This is a genomic window from Roseateles sp. P1_C1_2, from assembly GCF_056406535.1.
On the sequence record NZ_JBFUAB010000030.1, the window covers coordinates 94679 to 106458 of the forward strand.

The window sequence follows — 11780 nt, forward strand, 5'->3', positions numbered from 1 at the left end:
GCACGGTGAGCAAGGGCAAGATCCTGGTCGTCGATGACGACCGTCTGGTATTGGCGACGCTGAGCTATGGGCTCACCCAGGCCGGCTTCGAGGTCATCGACGCCGACAACGGCGACGACGCCATCCTGCTCGCACGCGAACACCGGCCCGAGCTGGCCCTGCTCGACATCCGCATGGAAGGCCTGACCGGCTTCGACGTCGCGGCCTATCTGCGCGAATTCCTGCAGACCCCCTTCATGTTCCTGTCCGCCTTCGCCGACGAGGCGACCGTGGCCAAGGTCAAGGAGCTCGGCGCCGTCGCCTATCTCGTCAAGCCGCTGGACATCTCGCAGATCGTGCCGGCCGTCGAGGCCGCCTTCGCACGCTCGACGACGCCCATCCCGACCTCCGCTGCGGCGCCTGCGGCCATGGCCGAAGCCTTCGAGGCGCCCTCAGAACTCCCGCAACTGGACATGACGGCCCTGGCCGTCGGCGTGCTGATGCACCGCTATTCCCTGCCACGCGACGAAGCGCTGGCACGGCTGATGAGCCTGGCCTCGGCCGATGGCCACAGCCTGCCCGAGCAGGCGCGGCGGGTCGTGGATGCGCTGGAACTGCTGGCGCGGCCAGGCGCGCGCTAGCCGAGAGTGAAGTAGAAGCGCGAGCCTTCGCCGACGGCGGATTCGGCCCAGATGTCGCCGCCATGGCGGCGGATGATGCGGCGCACCAGGGCCAGGCCCACGCCGGTGCCCTGGAAGTCGCTGGCGCTGTGCAGGCGCTGGAAGACGCCGAACAGGCGCTCCGCAAAACGCATGTCGAAGCCGGCGCCGTTGTCCGCCACGACGAAGACGCGCCGTCCGCCCTGCTGCACGCTACCGAAGCTGATCTCGGTCTGAGGCACCTTGCCGCTGTACTTCCAGGCATTGCCCAGCAGGTTCTCCAGCACCATGCGCAGCAGCGTCGGGTCGCCCTGCACGGACATGCCGGGCTCGATGTCCAGCACCAACTCGCGCTGCGGCGCCCCGCGCCGGATCTCTTCCATCACATAGCCAGCCTGCTGCGACAGGTTGACCGGCTGGCAGGCCAGTGGCCGCGTCGACAGCTGGGACAGCGACAGCAGCGCGTCGATCATGCTGTTCATGCGCGCGGCGGCGCTCATGACGCGGTCGAGGTGGTCGTTGCCAACCCGGTCCAGCCGCGCGCCATAGTCTTCCTTGAGGATGCGCGCAAAGCCTTCGACGACGCGCAGCGGCGCGCGCAGGTCGTGGGAGACGGTGTAGCTGAAGGATTCGTGCTCGGCCGCCAGGTCGGCGGCCTGCGCCGGCTGGGGTGCCGGCGTCGTCGCCTCGACCGGTGCGTCGGGGCGCGCCGTGCCCAGGTAGCCGGCGAAATGGCCGTGCGAGTCGATGCAGGGCAGGCCGCGCAGCCGCCATTGGGCGGCACCGTCCGCGGCAGTGAGCTGCAGGTCGGCGAAGGGCTGGTGGGCAGCCAGGCGTTCGCGCAAATGAGCCGCCGGCTCGGCAGCCTCGAAGCGATCCCACAGCTGCTGGGTGCTGGCGACCGCACCCACCCAGCTCGACGAAGGTGCGCCCTGAGGCGCCTGCCAGCGCACCAGGCGGTGCTCGGCATCGGTGGCCCATTGCCAGTCCCGCTGCAGCTGGGCCTGCATCAGCAGTTGCTGGCGCACCTCGCGCAGCGGCTCGGCCATGCGTTGGCGCGTCAGACGCACGCCGGCATGCCAACCCAGCGCCGCCGCGACCAGCACCATGACTCCGGTGAAGAATGCCGTCAGGACGAGGGCGGCGTGCACGAGGCCGACCTCGCCACCCCAGACCCGCATCAGCGCCAGCACCACCAGGCCGCCCAGCACCAGCATCAGGATGGAGGCCGTGGCCAGCGTCAGCATCAGCAGCCGCATCGGCAGTCGTCGCTCCTGGCGGCGCGACGTGAGCGCGCTGTCGTCGCTGAGGCTGTTCATGCGCTTCATTGTAGGCAGCGCTTACCCAGCGACAGGCCCTGGGCAAGTCCGGTGTGGCCCGATGTCAATAACCACAGCGCAGCCCGTCAAATCTGTGCATTCCTTCGCGTTTGGCCCCCCTCCCACCCAAGCTACATTTAGACATGCCGAGTCCCTGACCCGCAGACCTGTCCATGACCGCCTCCCAGCCCGCAGCCCTGCTCGATCCCGAGGCGATCCGTCGCCTGCGGGAACTCGACCCGAGCGGCGGCAACAAGCTGCTGGAACGCGTCGTCGCCGCCTTCTCCAACTCACTTGAACGTTTGCTTCCCGACCTCGCCCGCGCCCGCGAAGGCGCCACGCCTGACCTCGCCGTCGTGCGCCATGTCAGCCACACGCTGAAGTCCTCGTCGGCCAGCCTGGGCGCCATGACGCTGTCGGCGCGCTGCGCCGACATCGAGAACATGGCCCGCGACGGCCGCGTGGACGGCCTGAGCGAGCAGTTGGACGCTATGCTCCAAGACATCCAACAGGTACGCACGGCCCTGGCCGCGCTGCTTTGACACCCAGCCTCATGCTGCCCACCGGTCAAGCCCTCGACGATCTGCCACCGCGCCCCCGCGTGCTGCTGGTGGACGATGACGAGGTCAACCTGCTGTTGACCGCCGCCGCGCTGCGTGAGCGCGGCTTTGAAGTCACCGAAGCCCCCAGCGGCAGCGAGGCCCTGGGCCTGCTGTCCACGCGCACGCCCGACGTCGTCGTGCTGGACGCGCTGATGCCCGAGCTCGACGGCTTCGAGACCTGCTCGCTGCTGCGCGCCACGCCCGGCTTCGAGTCGCTCCCCGTGCTGATGCTGACCGGCCTGGACGACGAAGCCTCCATCAACCGCGCCTACCAGGCCGGCGCCACCGACTTCTTCGTCAAGTCGCCGCAGTGGAGCCTGCTCGACGGCCGCCTGCGCTATCTGCTGCGCAGCTCGCGCACGCGGCTGGAGCTGGAGCGCAGCAAGGCCAAGCTGGCCCGCGCCCAGGACCTGGCCCGCATGGGCAGCTTCGAGTGGTGGCGCGACACGGCCGCCAGCTTCGCCATCTCCGCCGAGGGCCTGCGCGTCTTCGGCCGCGGCCCGCAGGACCGGCTCGACTTCGTCGGCGTCATGCGCATGGTGCCGGCCGACGACCGCCACGTCTTCCTGCGCCTGCTGCGCGACGTCATCGCCCACACCTCGGTGCTGGTCACCRACCTGCCGCTGATCCTGCCCGACGGCCGCCAGCGCGTCGTCCACATCGAGGCGGAGCCCGAGTTCAACGAGCAGGGCGGCGTCAGCGGCTACACCGGCATCCTGCAGGACGTGACCGATCGCCGCCAGGCCGAGGACCGCATCCGCCAGCTCGCCCACTTCGATGCGCTGACCGGCCTGCCGAATCGCCGCCAGCTGATCTACCGCGTCGAGCGCGCCATCGAGAGCGCCCGCCGTGGCGGCCATGAGGTCGGCCTGCTGCTGATCGACCTGGACCGCTTCAAGGTCATCAACGACACCCTGGGCCATGCGGCCGGCGACGAGCTCCTCGTCGAGGTCGGCCGCCGCCTGCGCAGCTGCGTGCGCCATTCCGACCAGATCCTGGAAGGCGTGCTCGACGGCATGGGCAACCGCAGCCACCGCGGCCTGGAAGCCGTGGGGCGGCTGGGCGGCGACGAGTTCGTGGCCCTGCTGCCCGAAGTGACCGATGAGCGCGACGCCGAGCGCGTCGCCCAGCGCGTGCTGGACGCCCTGCGCGAGCCCATCTTCGTCGGCGGCCAGGAATGCTTCGTCACCGCCAGCGTCGGCATTGCCCTCTACCCGCGCGACGGCCAGACCATGGCCGACCTGCTGCGCAATTCCGACGTGGCCATGTATGCGGTCAAGAGCCAGGGCCGCAACGCCTCGGCCGTCTACTCGCCGCAGCTGGCCGGCCACGGCAAGCAGAAGCTGGAGCTGGAAAGCGCCCTGCACAAGGCGCTGGAGCGCAACGAGATCGTGCTGCACTACCAGCCCAAGATCGACGTGCGCGCCGCCCGCATGGTGGGCGCCGAGGCGCTGATGCGCTGGCAGCGCGGCAATGTGCTGGTGCCGCCGGCCGACTTCATCCCGCTGGCCGAGGAAACCGGCCTCATCGTGCCGCTGTCCGAGTGGGCGCTGAAGGAAGCCGCCCGCCAGGCCAAGCTGTGGTCACTGCAGTTCGGCTTCAGCGACTCCATCGCCGTGAACCTGCCCAGCCGGCTGTTCGAGCGCACCGATCTCGTCGAGCACATCCACCAATGCGTCAGCGCCTATGGCGTGCCGCACCGGTCGATCCAGCTTGAGATCACCGAGAACAACCTGATGAAGGACCTGCAGAACGTCATCCCGTCGCTGCATCGCCTCAACGAAGTCGGCGTGGAAATCTCCATCGACGACTTCGGCACCGGCTATTCGTCCCTCGCCTACCTGACCACGCTGCCGATCTCGGAGGTCAAGGTCGACCGCACCTTTGTGCGCGACCTGGGCATCACGCCGCAGAGCTCGGCCGTCGTCACGGCCATCATCGCGCTGGCGCGGGCCCTGGGCCTGCGCGTCATCGCCGAAGGCGTCGAGACGCTGCGCCAGATGGAAGTGCTGCACCGCCTGGGCTGCTCGCTGATGCAGGGTTTCCTGTTCAGCAAGGCGCTGCCGGCCGATGAGCTGGAGCGCTGGATCGCCCAGACCGTGCTGCCACGCAAGGCGCCCTGGATCACCCAGGCCGACGGCAGCACCGACGTGGCTTCGCGCGGGCAACGCTGAATGCGCAGCCAACTGCCGCCGGCCCAGCTGGCCAAGGCCGCGCTGCAGCGCCTGGCCCAGGCCAGGCTGGAGCCCACGCCCGAGAACTACGCCCGCGCCTACGCCATCGAAGGCGGCGAGCCCGCACCGGCAGCGGCGGCCAACGGCGCCGTACCCGAGCGCCTGCAGCAGCTGATGTCCAAGCTGATCAGCCTGGCCCTGCCCTCGGGCAACCAGCGCCAGGACCTGCAGACGGCGCTGCGCGACCAGAAACTCGACGAACTGCAACGCCAGGTCGACAAGCTGCTCGACGTGGCCGGCCCGGCCGCCCAGGCCGAGGCCCTGGCTCAGGCCATCGAACGCCTGGTGCGCGGCCTGGAGCGCGGCGGCAAGCACTGGACGCTGGCACGCAAGAAGGACGGCATCCAGCGCGTGCTGGAGCTGGGCCGCAGCGACAGCGGCAAGCTCGTCAAGCGCCTGGGCCAGCTCGTGGTGAGCTGGGACAAGGATGGCGACGGCAGCGGCGTGGAGACGGACGAGGACGGCGGCACGCCCAGCCAGTTCTTCTCCGAAAGCACCTTTGCCGAGACCGGTTTCCGCGAAAGCACGGGCTTCGGCGAACTGAGCCGCACCGGCCTGCGCGACACGCCGGCGCCGGCTGTCGACACCAGCCCGCATTGGGCCGACGTCAGCGGTGAGCTCAGCGGCACGGTGCGCCATGCACTGCGTTCGCCGCAGACCGAGGCGACGCCGGCCGACGCGCTGATGCGCGAGATCGACGCCGCCCAGGCCGAACTCAAGGCCCAGGGCGCCAGCCCCGAGCGCGCCACCCAGATGGCCGCGCTGTGCCTGCGCGCCCGCCACCTGCTGGACCACCGCCGCCATCTCTTCGACGAACTCGGCGGCCTGTGCCGCGAGCTGAGCAGCAGCCTGGTGGACCTCGCCGAGGACGACTCCTGGGCCCGCGGCCAGGCCGAGGCGATGAACCACACGCTGGCCCAGGGCCTGTCGGGACGCGGCGTGCGCACCGTGTCCGAGCTGCTGACCGGCACACGCGAACGCCAGCGCGTGCTGCGCGACGAGCGCTCCAAGGCGCGCGACTCGTTGAAAGGCCTGATCCAGCGCATGCTGACCGAGCTGGGCGAGCTGGGCCAGCACACCGACCGCTTCCAGAGCAGCGTGGGCCGCTACGCCGAAGCCATCGAGCAGGCCGACTCGCTCGAGAGCCTGACAGGCACCGTGCGCGAGATGGTCGAGGAAAGCCGCAGCGTGCAGGGCCTGGTGGCCCAGACACAGCAGCGGCTGACCCTCGAACACGACCGTGCCGCGGCCTTGACGCAGCGCGTCGACGAACTCGAGGGCGAACTGCGCCGCCTCTCCAACGAGGTCCATACCGACCAGCTCACGCAGGTCGCCAACCGCCGCGGCCTCATCCAGGCTTTCGGCATCGAGCAGGCCAAGTCCGAGCGCGAGTCGACTCGGGTGGCGTTGGCCCTGCTGGACATCGACAACTTCAAGAAACTCAACGACAGCCTCGGCCACCACGCCGGCGACATCGCACTGAAGTCGCTCGCCGAGCGCACCCAGGCGTCGCTGCGCCCCGGCGACATGGTGGCGCGCTACGGCGGCGAGGAGTTCGTGCTGATGCTGCCCAACACGCCGCTGGACGAGGCTCAAGCCGTGCTGGTGCGGCTGCAGCGCTCGCTGTCGTCGGCGCTGTTCAACCACGAGGGCAAGGACGTCTTCGTGACCTTCTCGGCCGGCGTGACGCTGTACCGGCCCGGCGAGACGCTGGAGGCCGCGCTGGACCGCGCCGACGTGGCCCTGTATGAGGCCAAGCACACGGGCAAGAACAGGGCCTGCATCGCGGAGTGAAGCCGCCGTGTCCGGCGAGCTGCTGATCCGCACGACGCCCGAAGCGCTGTTCGACGCCAATGTGCTGCCGCGTGCCCGCGGCCGTGTCCACCATGTGCGCGCCTACCCCGGGCCGCTGTCGATCAAGTCGGTCATTCGCGGCCAGGCGCGCGGCCCTGGGGGAATCACTCGCGCGTTGAGCGGCAAAACACACGCAGGGCTTTCAACCCCGCATTGCCGAAAGCCGGCGGGCTGGCTAGGCTCACTTCTGAGCGCCATCCCGCATGACTCGCCCACCCCTCCTGACAGCCCCCCGCACCCTCGCCTGCCGCCTGAGCACCGGCCTGGCGCTGCTGGCCGTGGCTGCGCCCGTGCAGGCCCAGGCGCCTGCCGTGCAGCTGTGCATGACAGATTTCCCGCCCTATGTCAGCATCGAGCTGCCCGATGGCGGCAGCCTGACGGCACTGGCCCGTCGCGCCTTCGCGGCCGGCGGTCTGGCCGCGCAGACCCTGCATGTGCCCTGGGTACGCGCCTTCGCGCTGGCCAAGAATGGCGACTGCCTGCTGATGACGATGTGGCGCAACGAGGAGCGCGACGCTTTGTTCCGCTACTCGTTGCCGGTGGCGCGCATGCAGCTGGGTTTCTTCGTGCGCGGCGACCGCAAGGCACCCTTGCCACCGGATGCCACCGTGGCCTACCAGCGCGGCTCCTACCTGCCACCCGAGCTGACCTCTGGCCGCTACAAGCTGCACGAGCTCGTCGACCCGCGTCCAGGGCTGGAGATGCTCAGCCTGGGTCGCGTCGATGCCGTGTTTTCGGAGCGCGCCACTTTCGAATACCAGCTCACCCGTCAGACCAAGCCGGTCGACGCCATACGCTGGCATGCCGTGCTGGAGGTCAAGCCGACCTTCATGGCCATCAGCAAGAACCACCCGCAGGCCGACGCCTGGCTGGAGCTGCTGAATCAGGAGATCCGGCAGTCGGTGAAGTGAGCCCCTCGTCCAAGGCGTACCTTGGCCGGTCCCCCGAGGGGACGGCGATGCTGGCAGCATTGAGCCGCAAGCACATCGCCCAAGGCGGGCCGGCTAGGTGAACTGGAGTCGGACACAAGCAGTCCCTGCGGACTGCTTGTGCCTACGGAAGGCCATGGGCCTCTGGCCCATGGCAGGCCCGGCGCTCGGCCCGCGGCGCGGGCGACCTTTCAGAAATTGAACGCCAGGCGCAGGCCGCCCCAGTGCTTGCCGTTGACCATGATGGGCGCCGTCGCTTCCTTCAACACCACGAAGCGGCCACCACCCATGTCGCGCCGGTAGGTCTGCAGCAGAAAGGGCCGGGTGTTGCGCGCCGAAGCCAGGCCGGTGCGGTCGTTGAAGATGCGCCGGTAGCGGCTGTTGGCCGTGTTCCAGACCGTGTCGCCCGGGCGCTGCGGCTGGCAGTACTTGCGGTTGTGCGTCGCGATATAGCCGTTGCGGTCGGCCGCGATGCAGAAGACGATCTTGTCGCTGAAGGAGAGCGTCTTCTCCTGCACGGCCGGGAAGAGGCGGTCGGTCAGCTGGCAGAAGCGTGTCGTGTGCTGCTGCGGCGCGGTGCCCTCGATCGGCCGGTATTTGTCGTCGAACAGGTCGGCCTGGCTGATCTGGCCGCTGCGCAGCGCCTCTTCGAGCAGGCCGGCAATCTCGTCGGCCGCGGCCCGGGCGGTGCGGATGAAGGGCATGTCGTCGACCTCGACGCCGCTCTCGGCGATCTGCTCGACGAGCTCCTCGGACATGCGCAGGAAACGGTCGCTGCCGTCGAAGGCCACCTTCAGGCCGTGCGAGGCTTCGGAGACCTCGCGCTCCAGCTCATGGGCGCGTTCGTTGAGCAGGCTCATCTGCTGGCCGCTCTCGCCGGCGGACTGGGAGATGCGCTGCACATCCTGCTCGACCTCATGGAAGGCTGCATGGATCTGGCTGGGTTTGGCGGCGTTCTCGGTCAGCTCGGCGCTGAACCTGTCGATGCGTTCCTGCAGGCTGGAGATGGCGCTGACGATGGCCTTGGACGAGCCCTCGACCTGGCCGGCCAGCGCCTTGACGGCTTCGGCCACGACGGCGAAACCGCGGCCGGCATCGCCCGCATGCTTGGCCTCGACGGCGGCATTGAAGGCCACCAGGCGGGTCTGCAGGGAAATCTTGGTGATCTCGGCGGCCGCATCGGACACCTGGGCCAGCGTGCTCGCCATGCCAACGACCTCGCCACCGACGACACCCAAGGCGCCGCGCGCGCGCTGCACGGCCGCCGCGCTCTGCGCCGTGGCGGTGGCGATGGCTGCCTGAGCCTGGCCGATCTGGTTGAGCTGCTGGGCCAGGGCCTGCATGGCCTGGCTCTGGGCCTGCACGATGCGCTGGGTGTCTTCGAGGGCTCCCCGCACTTCCGCGGCGTCCTTGCCGACGGTGGAAATCGAGCGGGCCAACCGCTTGACAACGTTCAACGCTGCGCTGTCATCTCGACGGACGGGCTCGTCGCGAGTGATGGCGACGGAAGAGCTCCCGCTCTTGGGCCACTTGAACATGCGTTTTGTCCCCGCTTATTGGCCGGGGCTCGGCAAGAAGTGGCCCCGTGGATTACCAGTCACGCAGCTTAACGCGCAACCTTGCAATCGACTGACTGTGCAACTGACACACGCGGGACTCCGTGACCTTGAGCACGGCCGCGATCTCCTTGAGATTCATGTCGTGCTCGTAGTACATGCTCATCACGAACTGCTCGCGCTCGGGCAGGTTCTTGATGGCGGCCACCAGGGCCTCGCGCATGCGATGGTCCTGCAGCATCGCCACCGGGTTGGCGTTCTCGTCGGCGACGTGGCGGTCGAGGTAATCCTGGTCGCCGTCGTCGCCCGACATGTCTTCCAGGTAGACCAGCTGGGTGCCGCGCACCTTGCCGAGCAGCTCCTGGTATTCGGCCAGCGGCAGGCCCATCTCGGCGGCGATCTCGTCCTCGCGCGGCGCGCGGCCGAGGCGCTGCTCGACCTTGTGCACGGCGGATTCGATCTCGCGCTGCTGGCGGCGCGTGCCGCGGCTCATCCAGTCGCCGCCGCGCAGCTCGTCGAGCATGGCGCCGCGGATGCGCTGGGTGGCAAAGGTCTCGAACTGCACGCCCTGCTCGGCATCGAAGCGCGACAGCGCGTCGGTCAGGCCGATCAGGCCGACCTGGATCAGGTCATCCACCTCCACATTGGCCGGCAGCTTGGCGATCATCTGGTGCGCCAGGCGTCGGACCAGCGGGCTGTACTGCTTGATCAGCGAGCTGTTGTCGAGGCGGCCTTTGGGCGTGTACATGGTCAGCTCCGCACGGCCGCCCGAAGGGGCTGAAGCGCCCCCGCGGGGGGCAGTGAACGCAGTGAGCGTGGGGGCATCATGTTTGGACTCCGGCGAGTTCAATGTGCAGCGATGAAGGGGGAAGACGCCTTGCGCGCCGGGCGCAGCGGGGTCGCATCGGAGGCGGCGTCGACGGCCGCTCCCGGAGGGGCCGCGAGCAGCAGCTCACGGGCGAGATGACGCAGTTCGGGCGTCAGCGGTGCGTTCTGKGACGCTCGCGGGTCCAGGCAGGCCCAGTCACGCAGCACCGCGCCGAGGAAGCCGTCGGCGCAGGAGTGAAGCTGTTGCGCGATGCGGGTGGCCACGCGCAGTTGTGGGTGGCAGGCCATCAGCAGACTGTAGACCATCAGCCCGGCCCGTTGTGTGAGCCATTTCATGCCCGCATAGGCTTCCGTCACGCTCGCCGGCTCGGTGTCGGCCAGCAGCAGCGGGCGCACCYCGCGCAGGGCCACCACGCGGGCCAGTTCAGCGGCCGGCGCGTGCAGCAGGATGACATCGGCGTCCGGTGCGGCGTCGGCCACGGCCTCCAGGAAGGAAGCGGCCGAGCCATGGGCGTTGATATGGCGCAGCGGCAGGCCGCGGGCCGCCAGGTAGGACACCTTGGGCGACAGGCGCTCGATGCAGTTGGACAGGTCCACGCTGGCCAGCTCGGAGGGCTTGGGCGAGTGTTCGCCTGCGTCGACGACCAGCGTGGTGAGATTCAGCTCGGCGAAGGCCGAGCACAGGCCCTCCAGCAGCGCGCCGGCGCCCATGACGCGCGGGTTGCTGACGACCGGCACGAAGCGGGTCTTGGAGGCGGCGAAAAGCCGCCGCAGGCCGTGGGCTTGATCGACCATCATCAGTGCACAGCCCTCATGCCTTCGGTCAGCGGCGCGCCGGCAAAGATGAGGTTGACGTCGGTGTTGTCCATGCGCCAGGCGCCCGAGGCAGCGCCCTTCAGCGCGCGCTGCACCAGGCCCACGCTGGGCAGGCGATGCCAGTCTTCGGGCACGCGCTGGCCGTTGGCGACGCCCAGCACCTTGAGCTTGTGGCGGATCAGCGTGTCCAGGGCCGGGGCCAGCTTGACGGCTTCGTCGATCTTGCTGAGCACGACGCCTTCGCAGGCGGCGCCCTTCCAGGCGGTGACGACGTCTTCGATGGTCTCGCCCTGCTGGGCGGCATTGATGACGAGCAGCTTCTTGATGCTGGGGTGGGCCAGCATTTCCAGCAGCTCCTGGGTGCGGCTGTCGCGCTGGGCCATGCCGGCGGTGTCGATGAGGACGAGCTTCTTGCTGGACAGCAGATCCAGCAGGTCGTCCAGCGAGGCGCGGTCATGCGCCGTGTGCACGGGCACGCCGAGGATGCGGCCATAGGCGCGCAGCTGCTCGTGGGCGCCGATGCGGTAGGCGTCCAGCGTGATGAGGCCGAGCTGGCCGGCGCCGAACTTGGTGGCGAAATGGGCGGCCAGCTTGGCGGTCGTCGTCGTCTTGCCGACGCCGGTGGAGCCGATCAGCGCGAACACGCCGCCGCGGTCCTCGATGGCCGGGGCGGCCTCGTCGGTCTGCAGATTGCGCGACAGCACATGGGCGGCCCAGGCGGTCTCGTCGGCCGGGTCGGCGGGCGAGCCCGGCTTGAAGTCCGACGGGCAGCTCTCGGCCAGCTTGCGCACCAGGGCGGGCGAGAAGCCCAGCTCCAGCAGTTTCTGCGTCAGGCGCGCCTGCACCGGCTGGCGCTGCAGCTTTTCCATGAAGGCCAGCGAGGAGAATCGCTCCTCGATGAGGCCGCGCATCTGGCGCAGCTCGGAGGCCATGTCCATCTGGTTGCGCTGGTTGGCGCTGGGCTGGCCGTGTGAACGGCGCTTCGGCTCCGGCCGAACGTGCAA

10 protein-coding genes are annotated in these 11780 nt (G+C 69.3%); 5 read left to right on the forward strand and 5 right to left on the reverse strand.

Annotation, left to right across the window (positions count from 1 at the left end):
- The first annotated feature begins 5 nt into the window (after positions 1 to 5).
- Entirely contained in the window at positions 6 to 620 is a 615-nt protein-coding gene (locus AC1D2H_RS26355) for a response regulator (protein ID WP_477937787.1), read from the forward strand.
- On the opposite strand, the gene AC1D2H_RS26360 is transcribed toward AC1D2H_RS26355, so the two are convergent.
- On the reverse strand, positions 617 to 1957 hold the full coding sequence (locus tag AC1D2H_RS26360) for a sensor histidine kinase (RefSeq protein ID WP_478012944.1): 1341 nt from the start codon (positions 1955 to 1957) through the stop codon (positions 617 to 619). The genes AC1D2H_RS26355 and AC1D2H_RS26360 overlap by 4 nt on opposite strands.
- A 173-nt stretch (positions 1958 to 2130) precedes the next feature.
- Between AC1D2H_RS26360 and AC1D2H_RS26365 the strand changes: the two genes are divergently transcribed.
- From AC1D2H_RS26365 to AC1D2H_RS26380, 4 genes are all read left to right on the forward strand, one after another.
- Positions 2131 to 2499 (forward strand): Hpt domain-containing protein, encoded by a 369-nt coding sequence (locus tag AC1D2H_RS26365; protein WP_478012945.1) that lies wholly within the window; start codon positions 2131 to 2133, stop codon positions 2497 to 2499.
- 11 nt (positions 2500 to 2510) lie between these two features.
- Positions 2511 to 4733: a putative bifunctional diguanylate cyclase/phosphodiesterase gene (locus tag AC1D2H_RS26370; RefSeq protein ID WP_478012946.1), complete on the forward strand. Its 2223-nt coding sequence runs from the start codon at positions 2511 to 2513 to the stop codon at positions 4731 to 4733.
- Positions 4734 to 6587: a GGDEF domain-containing protein gene (locus AC1D2H_RS26375; protein ID WP_477937796.1), complete on the forward strand. Its 1854-nt coding sequence runs from the start codon at positions 4734 to 4736 to the stop codon at positions 6585 to 6587.
- A 263-nt stretch (positions 6588 to 6850) separates the two neighbouring features.
- The gene (locus AC1D2H_RS26380) at positions 6851 to 7558 is read left to right on the forward strand and encodes a substrate-binding periplasmic protein (protein WP_478012947.1); all 708 of its coding nucleotides are present in this window, start codon (positions 6851 to 6853) and stop codon (positions 7556 to 7558) included.
- Between the two features lie 209 nt (positions 7559 to 7767).
- Here AC1D2H_RS26380 and AC1D2H_RS26385 read toward each other — a convergent pair whose 3' ends face one another.
- The 4 genes from AC1D2H_RS26385 to flhF all read right to left on the reverse strand — a co-directional run.
- Positions 7768 to 9033 carry a methyl-accepting chemotaxis protein gene (locus AC1D2H_RS26385; RefSeq protein ID WP_478012948.1) on the reverse strand — a complete coding sequence of 422 codons (1266 nt, stop codon included), beginning with the start codon at positions 9031 to 9033 and terminating at the stop codon, positions 7768 to 7770.
- A gap of 133 nt (positions 9034 to 9166) precedes the next feature.
- A complete protein-coding gene (locus AC1D2H_RS26390) occupies positions 9167 to 9880 on the reverse strand; it encodes an RNA polymerase sigma factor FliA (protein ID WP_477937802.1) in 714 nt (237 codons plus the stop codon).
- Positions 9881 to 9978: 98 nt separating this feature from the next.
- Positions 9979 to 10758, reverse strand: a complete 780-nt coding sequence (locus AC1D2H_RS26395; RefSeq protein WP_478012949.1) for a MinD/ParA family ATP-binding protein — start codon at positions 10756 to 10758, stop codon at positions 9979 to 9981.
- Positions 10758 to 11780: flagellar biosynthesis protein FlhF (gene flhF / locus AC1D2H_RS26400; RefSeq protein WP_478012950.1), on the reverse strand; the 1023-nt coding region annotated here is incomplete at its 5' end. The genes flhF and AC1D2H_RS26395, both read right to left, overlap by 1 nt.

Excerpts from the sequence above, each read along its gene's own strand:
- AC1D2H_RS26360 (WP_478012944.1), bottom strand. The coding sequence starts at position 1,957 with ATGAACAGCCTCAGCGACGACAGCGCGCTCACGTCGCGCCGCCAGGAG.
- AC1D2H_RS26365 (WP_478012945.1), top strand. The coding sequence starts at position 2,131 with ATGACCGCCTCCCAGCCCGCAGCCCTGCTCGATCCCGAGGCGATCCGT.
- AC1D2H_RS26375 (WP_477937796.1), top strand. The coding sequence starts at position 4,734 with ATGCGCAGCCAACTGCCGCCGGCCCAGCTGGCCAAGGCCGCGCTGCAG.
- AC1D2H_RS26380 (WP_478012947.1), top strand. The coding sequence starts at position 6,851 with ATGACTCGCCCACCCCTCCTGACAGCCCCCCGCACCCTCGCCTGCCGC.
- AC1D2H_RS26390 (WP_477937802.1), bottom strand. The coding sequence starts at position 9,880 with ATGTACACGCCCAAAGGCCGCCTCGACAACAGCTCGCTGATCAAGCAG.